At 66.9% G+C, this 19,902-nt stretch carries 23 protein-coding genes; 15 read left to right on the plus strand and 8 right to left on the minus strand.

Going from position 1 to position 19,902, the window contains the following annotated elements; genetic code table 11:
* The first annotated feature begins 49 nt into the window (after positions 1-49).
* On the plus strand, positions 50-1,441 hold the full coding sequence (locus ACFJGT_RS06075; RefSeq protein WP_377846886.1) for an amidase: 1,392 nt from the start codon (positions 50-52) through the stop codon (positions 1,439-1,441).
* A 163-nt stretch (positions 1,442-1,604) separates the two neighbouring features.
* Here the strand turns inward: ACFJGT_RS06075 and ACFJGT_RS06080 are convergent, their stop codons facing one another.
* A complete protein-coding gene (locus ACFJGT_RS06080; RefSeq protein WP_377846888.1) occupies positions 1,605-2,792 on the minus strand; it encodes an amidohydrolase in 1,188 nt (395 codons plus the stop codon).
* A gap of 453 nt (positions 2,793-3,245) precedes the next feature.
* On the opposite strand from ACFJGT_RS06080, the gene dusA reads away from it, so the two are divergent.
* The 7 genes from dusA (at position 3,246) to ACFJGT_RS06115 (ending at position 8,196) form a co-directional block, all read left to right on the plus strand.
* Positions 3,246-4,241 (plus strand): tRNA dihydrouridine(20/20a) synthase DusA, encoded by a 996-nt coding sequence (gene dusA, locus ACFJGT_RS06085; protein ID WP_377846890.1) that lies wholly within the window; start codon positions 3,246-3,248, stop codon positions 4,239-4,241.
* 139 nt (positions 4,242-4,380) lie between these two features.
* Positions 4,381-4,656, plus strand: coding sequence for a helix-turn-helix domain-containing protein (locus ACFJGT_RS06090; protein ID WP_336814896.1), 276 nt, complete (start codon positions 4,381-4,383; stop codon positions 4,654-4,656).
* 16 nt (positions 4,657-4,672) lie between these two features.
* On the plus strand, positions 4,673-5,107 hold the full coding sequence (locus ACFJGT_RS06095) for an SRPBCC domain-containing protein (RefSeq protein WP_377846892.1): 435 nt from the start codon (positions 4,673-4,675) through the stop codon (positions 5,105-5,107).
* Positions 5,108-5,190: 83 nt separating this feature from the next.
* A complete protein-coding gene (locus ACFJGT_RS06100) occupies positions 5,191-5,943 on the plus strand; it encodes a DUF899 domain-containing protein (protein ID WP_377846894.1) in 753 nt (250 codons plus the stop codon).
* A gap of 93 nt (positions 5,944-6,036) precedes the next feature.
* Complete coding sequence (locus tag ACFJGT_RS06105; protein ID WP_377846896.1) at positions 6,037-6,759, plus strand: DUF1428 domain-containing protein; 723 nt, start codon at positions 6,037-6,039, stop codon at positions 6,757-6,759.
* A 103-nt stretch (positions 6,760-6,862) separates the two neighbouring features.
* Entirely contained in the window at positions 6,863-7,702 is an 840-nt protein-coding gene (locus tag ACFJGT_RS06110) for a sulfite exporter TauE/SafE family protein (protein ID WP_377846898.1), read from the plus strand.
* 11 nt (positions 7,703-7,713) lie between these two features.
* On the plus strand, positions 7,714-8,196 hold the full coding sequence (locus ACFJGT_RS06115) for a GNAT family N-acetyltransferase (protein ID WP_377846901.1): 483 nt from the start codon (positions 7,714-7,716) through the stop codon (positions 8,194-8,196).
* Positions 8,197-8,329: 133 nt separating this feature from the next.
* Here the strand turns inward: ACFJGT_RS06115 and ACFJGT_RS06120 are convergent, their stop codons facing one another.
* Positions 8,330-8,506: a DUF1289 domain-containing protein gene (locus tag ACFJGT_RS06120; RefSeq protein WP_377846903.1), complete on the minus strand. Its 177-nt coding sequence runs from the start codon at positions 8,504-8,506 to the stop codon at positions 8,330-8,332.
* Entirely contained in the window at positions 8,503-9,348 is an 846-nt protein-coding gene (locus ACFJGT_RS06125; RefSeq protein ID WP_377846905.1) for an adenosylcobinamide-GDP ribazoletransferase, read from the minus strand. The genes ACFJGT_RS06120 and ACFJGT_RS06125 overlap by 4 nt, the downstream gene beginning before the upstream one ends.
* A gap of 85 nt (positions 9,349-9,433) precedes the next feature.
* On the opposite strand from ACFJGT_RS06125, the gene cobT reads away from it, so the two are divergent.
* The gene (gene cobT, locus ACFJGT_RS06130; protein WP_377846907.1) at positions 9,434-10,483 is read left to right on the plus strand and encodes a nicotinate-nucleotide--dimethylbenzimidazole phosphoribosyltransferase; all 1,050 of its coding nucleotides are present in this window, start codon (positions 9,434-9,436) and stop codon (positions 10,481-10,483) included.
* Between the two features lie 104 nt (positions 10,484-10,587).
* Here the strand turns inward: cobT and ACFJGT_RS06135 are convergent, their stop codons facing one another.
* A complete protein-coding gene (locus ACFJGT_RS06135; RefSeq protein WP_377846909.1) occupies positions 10,588-11,706 on the minus strand; it encodes a D-alanine--D-alanine ligase family protein in 1,119 nt (372 codons plus the stop codon).
* Positions 11,707-11,796: 90 nt separating this feature from the next.
* Complete coding sequence (locus ACFJGT_RS06140) at positions 11,797-13,320, minus strand: sensor histidine kinase (RefSeq protein WP_377846911.1); 1,524 nt, start codon at positions 13,318-13,320, stop codon at positions 11,797-11,799.
* 87 nt (positions 13,321-13,407) lie between these two features.
* Here ACFJGT_RS06140 and ACFJGT_RS06145 point away from each other — a divergent pair, with 87 nt between their 5' ends.
* The 5 genes from ACFJGT_RS06145 (at position 13,408) to ACFJGT_RS06165 (ending at position 16,224) form a co-directional block, all read left to right on the plus strand.
* Entirely contained in the window at positions 13,408-13,959 is a 552-nt protein-coding gene (locus tag ACFJGT_RS06145) for a thermonuclease family protein (protein WP_377846913.1), read from the plus strand.
* 96 nt (positions 13,960-14,055) lie between these two features.
* Positions 14,056-14,667 carry a glutathione S-transferase family protein gene (locus ACFJGT_RS06150; RefSeq protein ID WP_377846915.1) on the plus strand — a complete coding sequence of 204 codons (612 nt, stop codon included), beginning with the start codon at positions 14,056-14,058 and terminating at the stop codon, positions 14,665-14,667.
* Positions 14,667-15,134 (plus strand): hypothetical protein, encoded by a 468-nt coding sequence (locus tag ACFJGT_RS06155; RefSeq protein WP_377846917.1) that lies wholly within the window; start codon positions 14,667-14,669, stop codon positions 15,132-15,134. Before ACFJGT_RS06150 ends, ACFJGT_RS06155 begins: the two co-directional genes overlap by 1 nt.
* Positions 15,134-15,601 carry a hypothetical protein gene (locus tag ACFJGT_RS06160; protein ID WP_377846919.1) on the plus strand — a complete coding sequence of 156 codons (468 nt, stop codon included), beginning with the start codon at positions 15,134-15,136 and terminating at the stop codon, positions 15,599-15,601. Before ACFJGT_RS06155 ends, ACFJGT_RS06160 begins: the two co-directional genes overlap by 1 nt.
* Positions 15,598-16,224: a uracil-DNA glycosylase family protein gene (locus ACFJGT_RS06165; RefSeq protein WP_377846921.1), complete on the plus strand. Its 627-nt coding sequence runs from the start codon at positions 15,598-15,600 to the stop codon at positions 16,222-16,224. The genes ACFJGT_RS06160 and ACFJGT_RS06165 overlap by 4 nt, the downstream gene beginning before the upstream one ends.
* A gap of 10 nt (positions 16,225-16,234) precedes the next feature.
* Here ACFJGT_RS06165 and ACFJGT_RS06170 read toward each other — a convergent pair whose 3' ends face one another.
* The 3 genes from ACFJGT_RS06170 to ACFJGT_RS06180 form a co-directional block, all read right to left on the minus strand.
* Positions 16,235-16,618 (minus strand): hypothetical protein, encoded by a 384-nt coding sequence (locus tag ACFJGT_RS06170; protein WP_377846923.1) that lies wholly within the window; start codon positions 16,616-16,618, stop codon positions 16,235-16,237.
* 138 nt (positions 16,619-16,756) lie between these two features.
* Complete coding sequence (locus ACFJGT_RS06175; RefSeq protein ID WP_377846924.1) at positions 16,757-17,851, minus strand: TRAP transporter substrate-binding protein; 1,095 nt, start codon at positions 17,849-17,851, stop codon at positions 16,757-16,759.
* Positions 17,852-18,105: 254 nt separating this feature from the next.
* Complete coding sequence (locus tag ACFJGT_RS06180) at positions 18,106-19,191, minus strand: TRAP transporter substrate-binding protein (protein ID WP_377846926.1); 1,086 nt, start codon at positions 19,189-19,191, stop codon at positions 18,106-18,108.
* A gap of 188 nt (positions 19,192-19,379) precedes the next feature.
* On the opposite strand from ACFJGT_RS06180, the gene ACFJGT_RS06185 reads away from it, so the two are divergent.
* Positions 19,380-19,901 carry a GNAT family N-acetyltransferase gene (locus ACFJGT_RS06185; protein ID WP_377846928.1) on the plus strand — a complete coding sequence of 174 codons (522 nt, stop codon included), beginning with the start codon at positions 19,380-19,382 and terminating at the stop codon, positions 19,899-19,901.
* The last annotated feature ends 1 nt before the right edge of the window (position 19,902 follow it).

The following is a 19,902-nucleotide window of genomic DNA, read 5'->3' on the forward strand; positions in this document are numbered from 1 at the left end:
CCTTCGCGGCCTTCGGGCGGCGGGAGGCGTATGATGACGAGAGCTGTCCATGACCGACCTTGCTGATCTGACGGCCGTCGAACTCGTCGAGGCCTATCGCGCCCGCAAGCTTTCGCCCGTCGAGGTGATCGACGCCGTCATCGCGCGCGCCGATGCCTGGGAGCCGCAGCTCAATGCGCTCTGGGCCTATGACCCGGAGACGGCCCGTGCGAGCGCCCGGGAGTCCGAGGCCCGCTGGATGAAGGGCGATCCGCTGGGCGCGATCGACGGCGTGCCCGTCACGATCAAGGAGAACATCGCGACGAAGGGGACGCCGGTTCCATTGGGTACCGCGGCGGTGACGCTGGTGCCGGCAGCGGCCGATGCGCCGCCAGCGGCCCGCACGCGGGAGGCCGGCGGCGTCATCTTCGCCAAGACCACGATGCCCGATTACGGCATGCTCTCCTCCGGCCTGTCGAGCTTCCACAGGCTGGCGCGCAATCCATGGGATCTTTCGACCAATCCCGGCGGATCCAGCGCCGGAGCCGGCGCGGCGGCGGCGGCCGGCTACGGCCCACTTCATATCGGCACCGATATCGGCGGCTCGATCCGCCTGCCGGCGGGCTGGTGCGGCCTCGTCGGCCTGAAGCCCTCGGCCGGGCGCCTGCCGATCGATCCGCCCTTCATCGGGCGCGCCGCCGGGCCGATGACGCGCACCGTTGCCGACACTGCCCTCTACATGTCGGTGCTGACCAAGCCGGATCGTCGCGACACGATGGCGATCCCCTATCAGGAGCTCGACTGGCTCAACCTTGCAGGCTCGGTGAAGGGCCTGAAGATCGGCCTGTGGCTAGAGGCGGGCTTCGGTCAGGCCGTCGGCGCCGAGACGCTCGCGGCTGTCCAGGGCGCCGCCGCGGTGCTGGCCGATGCCGGCGCGACCATCGTCCCAATCGCGCCTTTCCTGACCCGCACGATGATCGACGGGCTCGACCGTTTCTGGCGCGCGCGCGGCTATGAGGACGTCTCGCGTCTTCCGCCGGAGCAGCAGGCCAAGATCCTGCCCTATATCTTCAACTGGATCGTGAGCGCCAAGGATTTCACGGGCGGCGAGGTCTATACCGGCTTCGCCCAGATCGAGGCGATGCGCAACGCGCTCCACGGCGCGCTCAGGGACGTCGACTTCATCATCTCGCCGACTGCGCCAGAGCCCTCTTATCCGGCGGAATGGGCCTCGCCGTTCAACGATCCGCAGCGGCCCTTCGAGCATATCGCCTTCACGGTCTCGGCCAATATGGGCGGCCAGCCGGCGCTGTCGATCAATTGCGGCTATTCCAGCCGCGGGCTGCCGATCGGCCTCCAGATCATCGGCCAGTCCTTCGATGATCTCGGCGTGCTGCGCGTCGCTCATGCCTTCGAGCAGATGCGCGCGCTGTCGCGGCCCTGGCCGAAGCTCGCAGCCTGAGGCGAGCTCTGGCCGATCGTTGAGTCGGCCTCGGCCCGGCAAGGTCGCGAAGGAGGGACGCGGGCCTCTGAGCAGCCATCGACCGTAGCCTCAATGGCTTGCCGGAATCGCGGTCGGCTCCGGGCTCCTCCGTTCCGTCTCGGGCTCTGCTGTCATGCGGTCTTCAGTCGACCCATTTGCCGTCGCGGGCGACGATGCGCCCGTTCTTCACCACCAGGGCGCGCTTTGGCCGGTCCACGACGATCTGGGCCAGGTTTTCACCTGCCATGAGGACGAGGCTGCCCTCGCAGCCGATCTCCAGGCCATGGCCTTGCAGGTCGAGCAGCTCGGCGCCTCTGCTGGTGCCCATGCCGAGGCATTCGATCAGCTTGTCGTCGGTCCGGCTGCCGGTCCGGTAGGCGAGCAGCCAGCAGCGCTCCAGCATGTCGCCGTTGCCGTGTGGGTTCCAGGTGTCGCGCAGCGAATCCGAGGCGATGGCGCATTTCACGCCACGCCGCGCCAGCTCGAACATCGGCGGAAAGACATTGGCGCCGGGAACGGACGAGATGATGCCGATGCGGGCTTCGACCACCATGTCGATCATGCGCTCGACCTTGTCGCGCTGGGGATCTCCGAGGCAGAACGCGTGGCTGACGACGACGCGTCCCTGCAGGCCCAGCGCCTTCGTCCGCTCCACGATCAGGCCCATCTCGAACAGGCCGAGATCGCCGGCCTCGTGCAGGTGGATGTCGATCTTGGCGCCCTTGCGGCTGGCGATGTCGAAGATCGTGTCGAGATGGCCTTTCGGGTCGCCATCGATGCCGCCCGGGTCGATGCCGCCGATCACGGAGGCGCCTTCGTCGAGCGCCGCCTCCATCAGGTCGGCCGTGCCGGGGTCGATCATCATGCCGGTCTGCGGGAAGGCGACCAGCTCCAGCCCGACGGCGTGCCTGGTCTTTTCCCAGGCCTCGAGGACACCATGCAGGTTGTCCAGCTTGTACTCGGTCGAGATATCGATGTGGCTGCGGATATGCGTCGAACCCATCGCGACGCATTGGCGCATGAGATTGCCGGCGCGCTCCGGGACACCCCAGGGCAGGTTCCTGCGGATCTCGACCTCGTTGTCGATCATCTCGCGCAGGGTGCGTGGGACGTTGATGCCGTGCCAGGGCAAGCCCCAGAGGATCTTGTCGAGATGCACATGCGGCTCGACGAAGGGAGCGATGGCGATGGCATCGGCGCCGTCATGGACCTGCAGCCCGGGCTCGCGCGGCAGGTTCGGTCCGATGGCGGCGATCCGGCCGTCCTTGATGAGGATATCGGATGTGGTCTTCGCGTCGGGGCGGACATTGGCGACGAGCAGGTCGGTCATCGAGGCTCCTGGTTTACGGCGTGGATGGGTGTTTTGAAGAGCGCGGGTACGGCTATTCGCCGAGCCGCTTCGCCACCTCCGCAAAGCGATACCCCGGCTCGCAAATCTGCGCGACGGCATCGCACTTGGAAACGTCTCTGCGATCACCGCCCCCATCATGGCCTTCTTGCCTCAGGATTAGGCAGGAAGGCGCCCTCAAATCTAGGGGGTATTCACGACGCTCCATGTCGAAAACCACGCCTCGGCATCCTTGCGGCGCAGAAGCGTCGCGTTGAGGTCTTGCCCCTTGCGACGGATCCGGGCTCTCCAAGAGCTGGGTTTTAGTTTAGTGAAGGTGGCCAATTTCGTGTGCGCTCCGTATGCACTCGCGCGTCGGAAAACCGAAAAACGGGGCGTGTGGTAGCGTGCAATCGAGCGCATGCGACGTGACCTGAAGATCTGAAGATACTAAAAATGCAGAAATATCAATCTCTTAGATTTTCCGTGGCGCCGATGATGGATTGGACGGACCGGCATTGCCGCGTCATCCACCGCCTGATGTCGCGCCATGCGTTGCTCTACACGGAGATGGTGACGGCACAGGCCGTGATCCGCGGCGATCGCGAGCGCCTGATCGGCTTCGACGCGATGGAGCACCCCGTCGCGCTCCAGCTCGGCGGCAACGATCCGAAGCTCCTGGCGGAAGCGGCGAAGATCGGCGCCGATTTCGGTTATGACGAGGTCAACCTGAACTGCGGCTGCCCGTCGGACCGGGTGCAGGGCGGGGCCTTCGGCGCTTGCCTGATGCGCGAGCCGGCTCTGGTCGGCGACTGCGTCGCGGCGATGAAGGCGGCGGTTGCGATCCCCGTCACGGTGAAATGCCGCATCGGCGTCGACGATCAGGACCCGGAAGCCGCGCTCGATGCGCTGACCGCCTCGGTCCGCGCGGCCGGCGTCGATGCGCTCATCGTCCATGCCCGCAAGGCCTGGCTGCAGGGGCTCTCGCCCAAGGAAAACCGCGAGATCCCGCCACTCGACTATGAGCGCGCCTATCGCCTGAAGGTCGCCAATCCCGATCTGCCGGTCGCCATCAACGGCGGCATCAAGGCTCCCGCGGAGTGGCCGGTTCATCTGGATAAGCTCGACGGTGTGATGATCGGCCGCGAGGCCTATCAGAATCCCGAGATTCTGCTCCAGGTCGACCCGCTGCTCTTCGACCAGGAGGCGCCGGTGGCCGATGCCTTCGCAATGCTGGAGGCGCTGGAGCCGCATCTCGCCGCGCATCTGGAGCGGGGCGGGCGACTGCATGCCTTCACCCGCCATCTCGTCGGGTTGTTTCCTGGTCGTCCGGGCGCGCGCATGTTCCGCCGCCATCTCGCCGAGCGCTGCGTCGGCGCTGACGCGACGCTGGACGATCTGCGCGCCGCAATCGCCCATATCTCGCGCCATGAGGCCGCTGCGGCCGCCTGATCCGGCTCGAAACCCTTCGCCCGCAACACCGGCTTGACGCGCGAAGTGGCTTGCGTCTACACTTAACTCAATGGTTAAGTTTCAAGATGCGCAGCTCGACCGGACCTTCTCCGCTTTGGCGGATCCGACGCGGAGGGCCTTGCTGGCGCGCCTGGAGCGGGAGGACGGGCTCTCCGTGAGCGAGCTGGCGAAGCCGTTTCCGGTCTCGCTCCCGGCGATCATGAAGCATCTCGACGTCCTCTCGGATGCCGGGTTGCTGACCCGGACCAAGGCGGGGCGCACCGTGTCCTGCCATCTGAACGCGGAGCCGATGGAGGAGGCGATGGGCTGGCTGGCGCGCTATCAGCGGTTCTGGACCGAGCGCCTCGATGCGCTGGAGGCGCTGCTCGAAGCGCGACGCAAGGGCGAAAGTTGAGGGCGGAGAGAGGCAGATGCATCAGCCGGTGACACCAAGCCTGACGATGAAGCGTCGCCTCAACGCGTCGCCGGCCGAGGTCTACGAGGCCTGGACCAACCCGGACCTGCTCGTGCGCTGGTTCGGCCCGGAGAATGTCGTGGCGCAGGAGGCGCAGATCGATCCGCGCGTCGATGGCGCCTATCACGTCGTGATGATCGAGAATACCGGCGAGCGCCACGAGGTTCTCGGCCGCTATCTGGAGGTCGTCGAGAACGAGCGCCTCGTCTTCAGCTGGTCCTGGATCACCACGCCGGAACGCGTCTCGCGGGTCACCGTGACGCTGAAGCCGGACGGAGACGGCACGATCCTGACGCTTCTGCACGAGAAGCTCGCCGACGATGCCGCCGTCCGTGGCCACACCCATGGCTGGACGGGGACCATGGTCAAGCTCGAGGCCTATTTCGCCTGAGCGACCGCGCGCCGCGGCATGATCCGCGCCGCGCCGAAGAAGCCGCCGGCACCGCGCCGGCGGACATTGGAGGAGAGGAGACGATGGAACACAGGATCGTATCCCGTGAGGAGTGGCTTGCCGCGCGCAAGCTCCACCTCGCCAACGAGAAGGAGCTGACCCGCCGGCGTGATGCGCTCTCGGCCGAGCGGCGCGCGCTGCCCTGGGTCAGGATCGAGAAGAACTACACATTCGAGGGCTGGGATGGCGGGCTCACGCTAGGCGATCTCTTCGCCGGCAACAGCCAGTTGATCATCTATCACTTCATGTTCGGCCCAGGCGCCCGCGAGGGCTGCCCGAGCTGCTCCTTCCTCGCCGATCATTTCGACGGCGCCAACCGGCACCTCAAGCACCACGACGTTAGTCTCGTCGTGGTCTCGCGGGCGCCCTATGCCGAGTTCCAGAACTTCCGGCACCGCATGGGCTGGGATTTCCCCTGGGTGTCGTCGGCGAACAGCGACTTCAACCACGATTTCCACGTCTCGCCGAGCCCGGAGGAAAAGGCGGCCGGCCGCTACGAATACAACTACGCTATGCATGACGGGCAGAGCGGCGAGATGCCGGGCTTCAGCGTCTTCTATCGCAACGAGGCGGGCGATATCTTCCACACCTACTCGACCTATGCCCGCGGCGGCGACCTCCTGATCGGCACGCACAACTTCCTCGACATGACCCCGAAGGGGCGCAACGAGGTCGGGACGATGGACTGGGTCCGCCATCACGACCGCTACCCCGCCAAGCCGCTGGGCGCGGCCAGCTTCCAGCCGGAACTCGCGGTGAGCTCCTGCTGCGGCTGATCCCCGTTTTGCCAATTCACCGCGGCTCTATCGAGTTGATATCAACATTTCAGATGCGGCCGCCGCTTGCGGTCGCGAACAAGGAGAAGCGCAATGGCCTATGTCGAAGGTTTCGTCGTCGCAGTCCCCGCGGCGAACAAGGATGCCTACCGCAAGCAGGCTGCCGATGCGGCGCCGCTGTTCCAGGAGTTCGGCGTCCTGCGCCATGTCGAGGCCTGGGGCGACGACGTCCCCGACGGCAAGGTGACGGATTTCAAGGGGGCGGTGAAGGCGACGCCGGAGGAGGTCGTGGTCTTCTCCTGGTTCGAATATCCCGACCGGGCGACGCGCGACGCCGCCAACGAGAAGCTCATGAGCGATCCGCGCATGAAGGCGATGGGCGAGGCCATGTCCTTCGACGGCAAGCGCATGATCTATGGCGGCTTCGCCCCGATCCTCGACGAGGGCGAGGGCGGCGCGATGGGCTATCTCGACGGCGTCCTCGTCGCGGTGCCCGACGAGCGCAAGGCCGATTACCGCGACTTCTCCGCCAGGCATGCGGCGCTGTTCAAGGAATACGGCGCCCGCCGCGTCGTCGACGCCTGGGGCGACGACGTGCCGGACGGCAAGCTCACCGACTTCAAGGGTGCGGTGAAGGCGCAAGCCGGCGAGACGGTGGTGTTCAGCTGGGTCGAGTGGCCGTCCAAGGACGTGCGCGCCGCCGCCTGGGGCAAGATCATGGCGGACCCCCGCATGGCCGAGCTCAAGATGCCCTTCGACGGCAAGCGCGTCGTCTATGGCGGCTTCGCGCCGATCTTCGACACCGGGCGTGGCTGAGGTCGCGGCGAGGCTCAGGATTCGGGGAGCCGCCAGCGGGGACATCTTCGCCCCCGCTGGCCAAATAGCCGAGAGATCGGGCGGCTTCACCGGATCCCTCATCATGTTTGCTGGCATTCCCATCGGCGATCTCGCCTTCCTCGCCGTCTCGCTCGTGCTGGCCGGCGCGGTGACCGGGCTTCTGGCCGGCGTCTTCGGCGTCGGCGGCGGCGCGGTCATCGTGCCGGTGCTCTACGAGATCTTCCGCGTCATCGGCGTGGCGGAGGAGGTGCGCATGCCGCTCAGCGTCGGCACCTCGCTCGCGATCATCATCCCGACCTCGATCCGCTCCTTCAATGCGCACCGGGCCAAGGGGCTGGTCGATCTCTCGATCCTCAAGGTCTGGGCCGTGCCGGTGATCGTCGGCGTGCTCGTCGGCAGCTGGATCGCCCGCTTCGCGCCGGCCGATCTGTTCAAGATCGTCTTCGTCGCGGTCGCCACGATCTCGGCCTTGCGCCTGCTCTTCGCCGCAGACCGCTGGAAATTCGGCGAAGATATGCCCGGCAAGCCATTGATGGTCGCCTATGGTGGCCTGATCGGCGTGCTCTCTGCCTTGATGGGCATCGGCGGCGGCCAGCTCTCCAGTCTGTTCATGACCTTCTACGGCCGGCCGATCCACCAGGCGGTCGCGACCTCCTCGGGGCTCGGCGTGCTGATCTCGATCCCCGGCGCGATCGGATTCATCTATGCCGGTTGGCCGCAGATGGCCCTGGGCACGCTGCCGCCGCTCTCGCTCGGCTATGTCTCGCTGATCGGCATGATCCTGTTCATCCCGACCTCGATCTGGACGGCGCCGATCGGTGCCAGTCTGGCGCATCGGCTTTCCAAGCGCCGTCTCGAGATCGCCTTCGGCCTGTTCCTGCTCGTCGTCGCCGGCCGCTTCGTCTGGTCGCTGATCCACTGAGGCGAACGGCCATGAGCGAGATCGCGATCCGGCTGCTGCAGCCCGCAGACCACAAGGCGCTGGCCGCGCTGATGGTCGAGATGCAAGGCCATTACAGCGTGCCGTGCCCGTCGCTGGCCGATATCCTCGCGGGGCTGGCCGCGCTGCCGGCTGGCATCGACATCCTCGTTGCGATGAAGGGCGAGACCGTGCTTGGCTTCGCCTCGGCCTGCAATCTCTATCCGGGACCGGGCCTGAAAAGCGGCTTCTTCCTCAAGGAGATCTACGTCGCCGATGCGGCGCGCGGAGCGGGGCTCGGCCGGAAGCTTATGGCGGCGCTGGCGGAGCTTGCCCTGGAGCGTGGCCACCGCCGCATCGACTGGACCGCCGATGCCGACGACGCGGCGCTGCTGCGCTTCTATGATGGCCTCGGCGCTGCGGCTTATCCCAAGAAGGTGTTCTATCGCCTGACGGGTGATGCGCTGGCCGATCTGGCGGGTGCGAAAAGCTCCTGAAACACGCCGTCGTCCCGGGCTTGACCCGGGATCCATCGTCAAGCGCGGAGCCCTTGGATGGATTCCGGATCGGCGCCGCTCCGCGGCTTGTCCGGAATGACGGGCAGAATCGCGCCCTTATGCCCGCAGCCGTTCAACCTTTCTGATCGGCCAATCGCTCCGGCAACACCACCATGATCGCCCGCCGCTCGGCCTCGCTCAGCCGGCCCCATTGCGCGATTTCGGCGAGGGTTCGTCCGCAGCCCTCGCAGAGCTTGCTCACGGGATCGATCACGCAGACCTTGATGCAGGGCGTCGAGGCACCACTCATCGCCCGGCCCACCCCAGAGCGAGAGCCAGCCCGAGATAGATCGCGATCTCCGCAAGTTGCTGGGCTGCGCCGAGGATATCGCCTGTCTGTCCGCCGATCAGGCGCCGTGCCATCCGCGACAATACCGCCGCCGCGCCATGCGCCAGCGCGAAGCCGATCAGCAGACCGGCGATCGGCAATTGCGCGGCCAGTCCGATCCCGGTCGCGAGGAAGAGGCTGAGGCCCAGCGCGATCCGCGCCGTCAGCACCGTCGGCTGGCCGACGGCCGCCGCCGCGCCGCTGCTGCGTGCCGCCGGCTGGGTCGCCAGCATGAAAAGGCCCTCAGTGCGAGACCACGGCGCCGCGACAAGCAAGGCGGCGGCCGCCGCCCAGGTGCCCGAGCGGTCGAGGATCATGGCGATCAGGCTCGCCCGCAGCAGCAGCGAAAGCCCCAGCGCCAGCGCGCCATAGGAGCCGATACGGCTGTCCTTCATGATCTCCAGCCGGCGTTCGACCGTATGCCCGCCGAACAATCCGTCTGCGGTATCCGCCAGCCCATCCTCGTGGAAGGCGCCGGTGGTCAGCGCCAGCGCGGTCAGCGCCAGCGCCGCGACGACGAAGCCGCTGAGGCCCGCCAGCCCTGCGCCCAGCGCGACGAGCGCCGCCGGCGCGGCAATGACCAGCGCCGCGAAGGGCAGGGCGCGGGGCACCTCCCGGAAATCCGGGACGCCATGCCTGTCGCTCTCGCCCGGCAGCTGCGGCACCGGCAAACGCGACCAGAAGCGCAGGCAGATCGCGGTCGCGATTCCCCAGCCCGGCCAGTCCGGCGGGGGCGCCTCGCTCGTGGTTTCGGCCTCTGCCATGCCTGCCGCGTCGTCTCGCTCGATTGTCTTCACGCTCCCGACCCTATAGCAGCAGCGTCAATCCTGCCGCCATGCCGATGCGCTGATGCGGCGTTCTCGCGTGATGGATTTGACCATGGCCGCCTCCGGATTGCCCTTCGACGATATCCGCGACCTCATCGCCGCGATGCCCGGTCCCGATATGGAAGCCGCAAACGCGGTCCGCGCCCGCGACGCCAATCTCACCAAGCCGGCCGGCAGCCTCGGCCGCCTGGAGGAGATCGCCGAATGGCTCGCCGCCTGGCAGGGCAAGGCCCCGCCGGAGGTGCGGCGCCCGCTGGTCTGCGTCTTCGCCGGCAATCATGGCGTGGTGGCGCAAGGCGTCTCGGCCTATCCGCAGGCGGTGACCCGCCAGATGCTGGAGAATTTCGCCGCCGGCGGCGCGGCGATCAACCAGATCTGCGCGGCCTATGATCTCGGCTTCAAGGTCTTCGATCTCGCGCTCGACCTGCCCACGGGCGATTTCACGCAAACCGACGCGCTCGACGAGCGCGCCTGCGTCGCCACCATGGCCTTCGGCATGGAGGCGCTCGTCGGCGGCACGGACCTGCTTTGCCTGGGCGAGATGGGCATCGGCAACACCACCTCGGCGGCGGCGATCTACGCCGCGCTCTATGGCGGCGACGCCGCGCATTGGTGCGGCCGCGGCACCGGCATCGACGACGAGGGCTTGAAGCGCAAGGTCGCGGCGGTGGAGGCAGGCTTGGCGCTGCACCGCGCCCATCTCAAGGATCCGCTCGAAGTGCTCCGCCGCCTCGGCGGGCGCGAGGTCGCGGCGATCTGCGGGGCGATCATCGCCGCCCGCTCGCAGCGCATCCCGGTGATCCTCGACGGCTATGTCGTGACGGCCGCCGCCGCGATCCTGCACGCGATCGAGCCGTCGACCATCGACCACTGCATCGCCGGCCATCTCTCGGCCGAGGGCGCCCATGCCGATGTGCTCGCGCGCCTGGGCAAGGTGCCGTTGCTGGCGCTCGACATGCGCCTCGGCGAGGGCTCGGGCGCAGCACTCGCCGCCGGCCTGGTCAAGGCGGCGGCCTCGGTCCATGCGGGCATGGCGACCTTCGAGCAGGCGCAGGTCGCGCGGAAGGATTGACGTTCTCCGCCGTCATGCTCGGGCTTGACCCGAGCATCTCGGAAACCAGTGCCTTCTCGTCATGAGATTCTCGGGTCAAGCCCGAGAATGACGCCAGGGGCGCTCTACCCCGCGTAATCCGTCTTCAAGCCCGCTCGCTCGGCATGGCGCTCCTGCGCCAGCTCGATCAGGCGCGTGATCAGCGCCGGATAGGGCAGGCCGGAGGCCTCCATCATCTTCGGATACATGCTGATCGCGGTGAAGCCGGGCAGCGTGTTGATCTCGTTGAAGTAGAAGGCGCCGCTCCGGCGGTCGAGGAAGAAGTCGACCCGCGCCAGCCCGCTGCATTCCAGCGCGAGGAAGGCGTCGACCGCGAGCTGCCGCACGCGCGCCATCTGCTCGGCGTCGAGCTTGGCCGGCAGGTCGACGCTGGCGCCGTCCTGGTCGATATACTTGGCCTCGTATGAGTAGAATTCGTGCTGCGGGCCGGCATTGAGCTCGCTGGCGACGCTCGCCACCGGCGGATCGCCGTCGAGCACGGCGACCTCGATCTCGCGGGCGTCGATGCCCTGCTCGACCAGCACCTTGGTGTCGTACTGGAAGGCGTCGTCGAGCGCGGCGCCGAGAGCCTCCCAGCTTTTCACCTTATGGACGCCGACGCTCGAGCCCATGTTGCAGGGCTTGACGAAGATGGGGAGCGTGAGCCGCTCCTCGGCAGCCTTGGCCGAGCCTTGCGGATCACGGCGCCAGTCGCGGCGCGACAGGGCGAGATAGGGCGCGACCGGCAGGCCGGCGAGCGCTGCCAGCCGCTTGGCGATGTCCTTGTGCATGCCGACCGCCGAAGCCAGCACGCCCGAGCCGACATAGGCGGCACCCGCAAGTTCCAGCAGCCCCTGCACCGCACCGTCCTCGCAGAGCGGGCCATGGATGACCGGGAAGACCACATCGACCGGCGCGATTACCGGCGCAGTGTTGTCAGCCGGCAGGATGGCGGTGCGCTCGCCCTGCGGCTCCAATCGGATCATCGGCGAATCCGCGGGGATCGGCAGGCTGTCGCTGTTCGTGCCTTCGATGAGGCGCAGGTCGTGGCATTGCCAGCGGCCCTGCTTGTCGATGCTGACCGGCACGGGCTCGAAGCGCTCGCGGTCGATATGGCGCAGGACCGAGGCCGCCGATTTCAGCGACACCTCGTGCTCGCCCGACTTTCCGCCGTAGAGCACGGCGACGCGCGTTTTCCGGTTCATGATCCGAGGGTCCGAGAGGCTGGAGGAGAAGTCTGGACGAGGCGGTGACAGGATGTCGCCGAGCGATGGGGCGAGATTCGGGCGGGAGGATCAGGCGGCGCGCGGCTTCGCCTTGGGCTCGGGCAGGGCGGCGAGCGTGTCCATCACGCGCTCGGCCGGTAGCGTGATCGTGACCTCGGTGCCGGCGCGCGGTTTGGACTTCAGATGGAAGCCGCCGCCATGCAGGTCGATCAGCCCCTTGACGATCGGCAGGCCGAGCCCCGAGCCCTGCTCGGCCGTCTTGATCGCGAGCGAACCGCGCCCGAAGCTCTGCATCACGATCGGGATCTCGTTCTCGGGGATGCCGGGGCCGGTATCGCTGACCGAGACGTACTGCCCGCCGGTCGCGGTCCAGCCGACCTTGATCGTGATCTCGCCGCCCTGGGGCGTGAACTTGATCGCGTTCGAGAGCACGTTGAGCACGGCCTGCCGGATCGCGCGCTCATCGGCCCAGACGCGCGGCAGGCTGGGCTCGGCCAGCGCGCGGATGCTCTGGCCCTTGGCCTTGGCGCGCAGCGCCAGCATGTGCTGGCAGTCCTCGACGATGCTGGGAAGCGAGAGTGCCTCCTCGTTCAGCTCATATTTGCCGGCCTCGATGCGCGAGAGGTCGAGGATTTCGTTGATCAGGTTGAGCAGGTGTTGGCCCGAGCCGTGGATATCGGCCGAGTATTCCTTGTAGGCGGCGTTGGCATGCCCGCCGAAGATCTCGTTCTTCATCACTTCGGAGAAGCCGAGGATGGCGTTGAGCGGTGTGCGCAATTCATGACTCATCGTCGCGAGGAAGCGCGATTTGGCGAGATTGGCCTCTTCCGCCTTGCGCCGGGCCTCGTCCGAATTGGCGTTGGCGGTCTCCAGCTCGGCGATCAGCGCGTCCTTCTCGGCCCTGAACACGATCGAGGCGACCGAACTCGCATAGAGACGGTTGGCCAGGAAGATGAAGAAGAGCTGGGCCGAAGCCGCCATCAGCGCCATGGTGACGCTGTCCATGTCGCGCCGGTCCCAGAAGAACACCATGATCCCGAGGATGATTGGCGTCAGCCCGGCATAGACCGCGATCGGAATCGTTGCCGAGAGCATGACGGTCAGGGCGCTGACGATCAGCAGGGCGGTTGTGACGAAGACCTTGGCGCCGGGCGCGTCGACCGGGACGAGCATGAGCAGCAGCAGTGACCAGGCCAGGCCGTGCATGCCCTCGGCGAGGGCGAAGAGCCGGCGCCAGAGCTTCAGCCGGACCTCGTCGGGGCGCTTTGCGAGGAAGCGCCGCGCCGTCAGCACGATGATCATCGCCGTGAGCAGCACCGCCCCGCTCCAGACCGCGACGATCGGGGTCGGCAGCCAAAGGCAGGCTCCGGCGGCGATGCTGAGCACGAGAACCAGCGTGCCCGCGGATCCGGCGATGCGGTATTGCGCGAAGACGCGCAGCAATTCGTTGTCGAAGGCGCGTTCCAGCCCTGTCGAGGAAGTCAGCCGTTCGCGCGCCGACCTGACCTCGCGCGTGACCAGCTTCCGGCGTGCCACGGCCGAGGGGTCGGGTCCGCGCCCGCGCTGCACCTGTTCGGCCGTCACTTCCGTCATGATCGGGAGCGTGTATCCTCGTTCGGTCCCCGCGGCATGCAGGGTCCGGCTCGCCATCATGGACACCAAATCGTTAAGCTCTTCCTGATGGCTCCCTTCGGATTCGGTCGCTCCCGCTATGGACCCTTCGGCTGGCGCCGTGTCGGCCGGCCGGTCGACTTCGTCGTGGCGCTCGGCCTGCTCGGTTTTCTCGGACTGGCCGGTGCGATCCTCCAGTATCGGCTCGGCCCAGCGCGGGAACTCGTCGGCGCGGCCCAGGCCATCGACGGCGATTCGGTACGGCTGCTCGGCGAGGAGCTGCGGCTGGAGGGAATCGACGCGCCCGAATACCGCCAGAGCTGCACCGCGCGCGACGGCAGGCCGGTCGCCTGCGGGCGCGAGGCGCGGCGCGCCCTGCAGGCGATGCTGGCGCGCGGCGTGACGCATTGCGAGATCGGCAAGGCCGACCGCTACGGCCGCGGCCTCGCCCGCTGCCGGCAGGGCGACACCGATATCAACGCGACGCTGGTGCGCGAGGGTCACGCGGTCTCCTACGGCGCCTATCGCGCCGAGGAGGACGAGGCGCGGGCCGCCGGCCGGGGCATCTGGGCGACGCAGTTCGAGCGCCCGGAAGCGTGGCGCCGCAGCCATCCGCGCTGAGGCTTTCCGCCATGCTCGCGTCATGAAGCGCCGGCAATCCGGTTGACCTTCCGGCGTGGGCCGTGATCGGGTACGGCGGAAGACGGAGAGGATCTGATGAAGCTCTATGACGGCGGTCGGGCGCCGAATCCACGGCGGGTCCGCATCTTCTTCGCGGAGAAGGGAGTGCCGCTGCCGGAGCTCGTGCCGGTGGACATCGCCAAAAAGGAACACAAGACCGAGGCTTTCACCCGGATCAATCCCGCCCAGCGCCTGCCCGTCCTCGAGCTCGACGACGGCACGGCGCTCGCCGAGACCATCGCCATCTGCCGCTATATCGAGGCCCTTCACCCGCAGCCGGCGATGTTCGGTCGCGATGCCAAGGAGCAGGCGACGATCGAGATGTGGAACCGTCGTGTCGAGCTTGGGCTCTTCGCCAGCGTCGCCGCGGTCTTCCGCCACAGCCATCCCTCAATGGCGGAACTGGAGGATCAGGTGCCGGAATGGGCGGAGGCCAACCGCGACCAGATGGACGACCATCTCTGGCTGCTGGAATTGCAGCTCGCGGCCAATCCCTTCATCTGCGGCGAGGTCCTCACCGTCGCCGATATCACCGCCGGCATCGCCATCGACTTCATGAAGCCGTCGCGCATCCCGTTGCCGGAGGATTTCGTCCATATCCGCCGCTGGCATGGCGAATTGTCCGGCCGTCCGAGCTGGAAGGTCTGATGCGCCGGTTCGCCCTGGCCCTGTTTGCCGTCCTGGCCCTTCCGTCGCTCGCGCCGGCTGCCGAACGGCTGAGCGGCGAGGCGATCGAGCGCGCTTTCCGCGGCAACACGGTCTCGGGCCGCTATACCAATGGCGGCTTCTTCACCGAGTACCACGATCCCAACGGCCAGGCTCTCGGCCATAACGGCTGGCAGGCCAATACCGACGCCTGCTGGATCACCAAGCCGGATCGCATCTGCTATTACTACGGCCCACCGAGCGACCGGACGGTGCATTGCTTCTCGGTCGAGATGAGCGGCGACCTCTATGTCCTGCGCAATAGCGGCAACGGCATGGTCAACGCGCTGGCCAAGGTCGAGCTCGGCAATCCCCGCGGTCACACGGACAATGGCACGCCCTGGTATTGCGATGGGCTGATCTCGCGGGCGCCCGGGCCCCCGATGAGCCGCAAGCTGGCGCAGCGTTGATGGTCGGCTCGGCGCGCATCGCGGCTGCTGCTTTCGGCCTGTTGGCCGCCAGCCAGGCCATGGCCGTGGAGCGATTGACCGGCGATCAGATCAAGCAGCTCTTCGAGGGCAACACCGTCTCGGGCCGCTATTCCGGCAGCAATCTGCCGTTCAGCGAATATCATCACGCCGATGGCCGGGCGAGCGGGCACAACCGCCATGTGACGAACACCGATGCCTGCTGGATCACGACGCCGGACGCCGTCTGCTACTATTACGGCCCTCAGGAGAAGCGCCGCACCTATTGCTTCACCATCGAGACCAGCGGCGACCTCATCGTCATCCGCAACCGCCCGAGCGGGCGCATCAACGGCCTTGCCCGTATCGAGAAGGGCGACCCCTACAATTACACTGCGAAGAAGTCGGACTGGGTTTGCGACGGCCTGATCTCCCAGGTCCCGGGGCGGTCCCAACTGGCGCGTCGATGAGCGCTGGCGAGACGCTCGACGAGGTTCTGGCGGAGCTGCACGCCTGCCGCATCTGCCGCGACGCGCCGCTCTACCTGCCGCCGCTGCCGCATCAGCCCCGCCCGGTCATCCAGGCTTCCGCGACGGCGCGCATCTGCATCGCCGGCCAGGCACCGGGCACGCGGGTCCATGCCAGCGGCAGGCCCTTTACCGATCCCTCCGGCGTGCGCTTGCGCAGCTGGCTCGGCCTCGACGAGACGGCCTTCTACGATGTGGCGAAGGTCGCGGTCGTGCCGATGGGGCATTGCTTTCCGGGGCTCGATGCCAAGGGCGGCGACAAGCCGCCGCGCCGGGAATGCGCGCCGATCTGGCGAGCCCGCGTCTTCGCGGCGCTTCCGCGCATCGAACTGGTGCTGGCGATCGGGCGCTACGCCCAGGGCTGGCATCTCGGTCAGAAAGAGGCCGCCAATCTCTCCGCGACCGTCGCCAACTGGCGCGAAATCCTCGCCCGGCCGGTCTTTCCGCGCGTCCTGCCGCTGCCACACCCGTCCTGGCGCAACAATGCTTGGCTCAAGCGCAACCCGTGGTTCGACGAGGAGCTCGTGCCGGTCCTGCGGCAGGAAGTGGCGCGATTGCTGCGCTGAGCCGACGGGCTCAGTAACGGAACGGGCTGGAATCGACGCCGCGATTTACCTGTCCGCGAACGCTGACCACAGATCGAACCTCGCCGAGCCCGGTCTGGCCGCGGCTTTCGAGATAGAGCATGCCGTCGGTCCGGCTGCCGGTTCCGGAGTGCGAACTCTTGCTGAACTCGGCGCGAACCGCCCCGCCGGCCTTGACGCAGAACTGGGAGCCCTCCACCCGGACGAAGCCAGCGCCATATTCGGGACAGGGGCGGGCGGCGGAACTGGCTTTCGGGCCTGGCTTGGCAGGGGCTTCATGCGGCGCGGGCTTCCGCGGCAGCGGCTCGCCGATCGACTGCGCCGAGGCCGCCGTCGCGAGGCCGGTCATGAGCAAGGCAAGAGCGGTGCGGAGCATTGGCTGAAATCCGTGACGACGCCTCCCGCTACTGAGCCAGCAAGGCGCTGTTATGGCAAGGCCGCCGCCAGGGCTGCGTCATAGAAAAACCCCGGCTTGCGCCGGGGTGAGTATCCCTCGCGCTACGGCTCCGTTGAATCAGAGCTGGTTCGAAACGCGCGAGCGGATCAGGAAATTGTCGTAGGTGTATTCCGCGATCTGGAACCAAAGGTATTCGTCGCCGCGGAAGGCCGCCATCGCATCGTAGATCTTCTTGAAGTCGGGATTCTTGGCGGATGTCTCGGCATAGACCTCCTTCGAGGCCTTCAGGCAGGCTTCCAGGATCTCCTGCGAGAAGGGCCTGAGCTGGGCGCCCGCGGCGACGAGGCGCTTCAGCGCGGCCGGGTTGCGCGCGTCGTATTTCGCCTGCATGTCGATATTGGCATGGGCTGCGGCCGTGGTGAGCAGCGACTTGTAGACCTTCGGCAGCTCCTCCCATTTCTTCGTGTTGATGAAGAAATGCAGCGAGGCTCCGCCCTCCCACCAGCCGGGATAGTAGTAATAGGGCGCGACCTTGTTGAAGCCGAGTTTCTCGTCATCGGCCGGGCCGACCCATTCGGCAGCGTCGATCGTGCCCTTTTCGAGCGCCGGATAGATGTCGCCGCCGCCGATCTGCTGCGGCACGACGCCGAGCTTGCTCATCACCTGCCCGGCGAAGCCGCCGATGCGCATCTTGACGCCCTGCAGGTCGGCGACCGTCTTCAGCTCCTTGCGGAACCAGCCGCCCATCTGGCAGCCGGTATTGCCGCCCGGCAAAGCATAGATGTTCGACTTCTGATAGAATTCGTTGAGCAGCTCGTTGCCGCCGCCATGGTAGAACCAGGCGTTCTGCATGCGCGAATTAAGGCCGAACGGCACGGCGGTGCCGAAGGCGAAGGTCGGGTCCTTGCCGACATAGTAGTAGGAGGCGGTGTGGCACATCTCGACCGTGCCATTGGTGACCGCATCCGCCGCCTGCAGCGCCGGCACGATCTCGCCGGCTGCGAAGACCTGGATCTGGAACTTGCCGTCGGTCGCCTCGGAGACAGCCTTCGCCAGCACTTCGGACGCGCCGTAGATCGTGTCGAGCGATTTCGGGAAGGACGAGGTGACGCGCCATTTCACTTCGGGCATCGCTTGCGCGATTGCCGGGCTCGCTATCGCCCCCGCTGCGGCCCCGGCTCCGGCAACCTTCAAAAAGTGACGACGCTTCATCGAATCCGCCCTCCCTCAAAGGCAATGCGCGCCGGTTTTCCGGTCGTCGCGAACGCCTGAGAGGAAAGCAGGTCCGTTGGCCGGCGCAAGAGGTATTTGCATGGCAATCATGCAATTTCGTCATGAGTCCGCGTCGAAGCCTGTTTCTCCGAGATCGATGATCGGAGGAGCGGGGAGAGAGCGGACCCTGGAATGCAACAAGGCCCGGCTTTCGCCGGGCCTTGCATCGTCGATGGATTATCGCATCTGCGCGATCAGCGGGCGCGGGTGCGGACCTGGAAGACGTCGAAGCTGAGCTCGGCGACCTGCCACCAGAGATACTGGTCGGAGCGGAAGGCGGCCATGGCCTCGATCGCCTTCTTGAAGTCCGGGTTCTTGGCCGAGATCTCGGCATAGAGCTCGTTGGAGGCCTTCAGGCAGGCTTCCATCACGTCCTGCGGGAACGGACGCAGCTGCGTGCCGGCCGCGACGAGACGCTTCAGCGCCGGAGGGTTCACCACGTCGTACTTCGCCGCCATCTGCGTGTTGGCATAGGTGCAGGCGGCGGTCAGCGCGGCCTGGTAGGCCTTCGGCAGGGCGTTCCACTTCTCCAGGTTGACGAAGGCGTGGACGGTCGGCCCGCCCTCCCAGAAGCCCGGATAGTAGTAGTACGGGGCGACCTTCGAGAAGCCGAGCTTCTCGTCGTCATAGGGGCCGACCCACTCGGCGCCGTCGATCGTGCCCTTCTCCAGCGCCGGGTAGATGTCGCCGCCGCCGAGCTGCTGCGGCACGAGGCCGAGCTTCTGCAGGACCGAGCCGGCGATGCCGCCGATGCGCATCTTCAGGCCCTGGATATCGGCGACCGACTTGATCTCCTTGCGGAACCAGCCGCCCATCTGCGCGCCGGTATTGCCGCAGGGCAGGCCGTAAATGTTGAACTTCTTATAGAACTCGTTGAACAGGTCGTTGCCGCCGTTCTGGAACAGCCAGGCGTTCTGCTGGCGGGCGTTGAGGCCGAACGGCACCGAGGCGGCGATAGCGAAGGTCGGGTCCTTGCCGACATAGTAGTACGAGACGGTATGGCACATCTCGACGGTGTTGTTGGTCACCGCGTCGGCCGCCTGCAGCGCCGGGACGATTTCACCGGCCGCGAAGACCTGGATCTGGAACTTCCCGTCGGTCAGGTCGGAGACCATCTTCGCCATGACCTCGGCGCCGCCATAGATGGTGTCGAGGGATTTCGGGAAGCTCGACGCCAGGCGCCATTTGATTTCCGGGTTCGACTGGGCGACGGCCGGCATGGCGACGGCGGTCGCAGCGGCGCCGGCCGCGGCGGTCTGGATAAACTGACGACGCTTCATCTAGGGGCTCTCCTCGGATGTCTGGCGGGTGCGGGCGTTTCGAAACAGCTTCTGCCGCCCGGCGTTCGGAATCGGGTTGTAGCGAATGGATTTTCGAAGCGCGAGGGATTTCATCGCCGATTCTTGCGACTTTCGGCTAGTTTGCGCCCTTGTCTTGGCGTGGATCTTCCGCGGTGGTTAAAGCGGGCATGATCGAGACCGAAAACCTGCACCTGCGCCGTCCCGAGATCGATGATCTCGACGCGATCCATGCGATGCGCAGCGACCTTGACGTCATCCGTTTCCTCGGCGGCCGGGCCCTCAGCCGCGAGGAGGCCTGGCACCGGCTGACGCGCCTCGTCGGCCAGTGGGCCCTGCGTGGCTACGGCATGTTCGCGGTCGTCGAGAAAAGCAGCGGTGCCCTAGTCGGCGAGGTCGGCCTGTTCGACGGTTGCCGCGGACTGTCTCCCGATTTCGACAATGCGCCCGAGGCCGGCTGGATCATGGCGAGCGCGGCGCATGGCAAGGGCTATGCGGGCGAGGCCGCGGCTGCGGCCCATCGCTGGTTCGGCGAGACCCATGGCGAAAAGCGCAGCGTCTGCATCATTGCGCCGGAAAATCTTCCCTCCTTCCGCGTGGCGCACAAGCTCGGCTACAAGAGCTTCGGACAGGTCGATTACCAGAACGGGCCGGTGACGATGCTCGAACGCATCCCCGGCGGAAGGGCGTGAG

Origin of the sequence: Allobosea sp. UC22_33 (genome assembly GCF_042700715.1) — a bacterium.
Lineage (GTDB): Bacteria > Pseudomonadota > Alphaproteobacteria > Rhizobiales > Beijerinckiaceae > Allobosea.

Coding starts and splice junctions, on each gene's coding strand:
- ACFJGT_RS06075 (WP_377846886.1), top strand. CDS start 50: ATGACCGACCTTGCTGATCTGACGGCCGTCGAACTCGTCGAGGCCTAT.
- ACFJGT_RS06080 (WP_377846888.1), bottom strand. CDS start 2,792: ATGACCGACCTGCTCGTCGCCAATGTCCGCCCCGACGCGAAGACCACA.
- dusA (WP_377846890.1), top strand. CDS start 3,246: ATGCAGAAATATCAATCTCTTAGATTTTCCGTGGCGCCGATGATGGAT.
- ACFJGT_RS06095 (WP_377846892.1), top strand. CDS start 4,673: ATGCATCAGCCGGTGACACCAAGCCTGACGATGAAGCGTCGCCTCAAC.
- ACFJGT_RS06100 (WP_377846894.1), top strand. CDS start 5,191: ATGGAACACAGGATCGTATCCCGTGAGGAGTGGCTTGCCGCGCGCAAG.
- ACFJGT_RS06105 (WP_377846896.1), top strand. CDS start 6,037: ATGGCCTATGTCGAAGGTTTCGTCGTCGCAGTCCCCGCGGCGAACAAG.
- ACFJGT_RS06110 (WP_377846898.1), top strand. CDS start 6,863: ATGTTTGCTGGCATTCCCATCGGCGATCTCGCCTTCCTCGCCGTCTCG.
- ACFJGT_RS06115 (WP_377846901.1), top strand. CDS start 7,714: ATGAGCGAGATCGCGATCCGGCTGCTGCAGCCCGCAGACCACAAGGCG.
- ACFJGT_RS06120 (WP_377846903.1), bottom strand. CDS start 8,506: ATGAGTGGTGCCTCGACGCCCTGCATCAAGGTCTGCGTGATCGATCCC.
- ACFJGT_RS06125 (WP_377846905.1), bottom strand. CDS start 9,348: ATGGCAGAGGCCGAAACCACGAGCGAGGCGCCCCCGCCGGACTGGCCG.
- cobT (WP_377846907.1), top strand. CDS start 9,434: ATGCGGCGTTCTCGCGTGATGGATTTGACCATGGCCGCCTCCGGATTG.
- ACFJGT_RS06135 (WP_377846909.1), bottom strand. CDS start 11,706: ATGAACCGGAAAACGCGCGTCGCCGTGCTCTACGGCGGAAAGTCGGGC.
- ACFJGT_RS06140 (WP_377846911.1), bottom strand. CDS start 13,320: ATGACGGAAGTGACGGCCGAACAGGTGCAGCGCGGGCGCGGACCCGAC.
- ACFJGT_RS06145 (WP_377846913.1), top strand. CDS start 13,408: ATGGCTCCCTTCGGATTCGGTCGCTCCCGCTATGGACCCTTCGGCTGG.
- ACFJGT_RS06150 (WP_377846915.1), top strand. CDS start 14,056: ATGAAGCTCTATGACGGCGGTCGGGCGCCGAATCCACGGCGGGTCCGC.
- ACFJGT_RS06155 (WP_377846917.1), top strand. CDS start 14,667: ATGCGCCGGTTCGCCCTGGCCCTGTTTGCCGTCCTGGCCCTTCCGTCG.
- ACFJGT_RS06160 (WP_377846919.1), top strand. CDS start 15,134: ATGGTCGGCTCGGCGCGCATCGCGGCTGCTGCTTTCGGCCTGTTGGCC.
- ACFJGT_RS06165 (WP_377846921.1), top strand. CDS start 15,598: ATGAGCGCTGGCGAGACGCTCGACGAGGTTCTGGCGGAGCTGCACGCC.
- ACFJGT_RS06170 (WP_377846923.1), bottom strand. CDS start 16,618: ATGCTCCGCACCGCTCTTGCCTTGCTCATGACCGGCCTCGCGACGGCG.
- ACFJGT_RS06175 (WP_377846924.1), bottom strand. CDS start 17,851: ATGAAGCGTCGTCACTTTTTGAAGGTTGCCGGAGCCGGGGCCGCAGCG.
- ACFJGT_RS06180 (WP_377846926.1), bottom strand. CDS start 19,191: ATGAAGCGTCGTCAGTTTATCCAGACCGCCGCGGCCGGCGCCGCTGCG.
- ACFJGT_RS06185 (WP_377846928.1), top strand. CDS start 19,380: ATGATCGAGACCGAAAACCTGCACCTGCGCCGTCCCGAGATCGATGAT.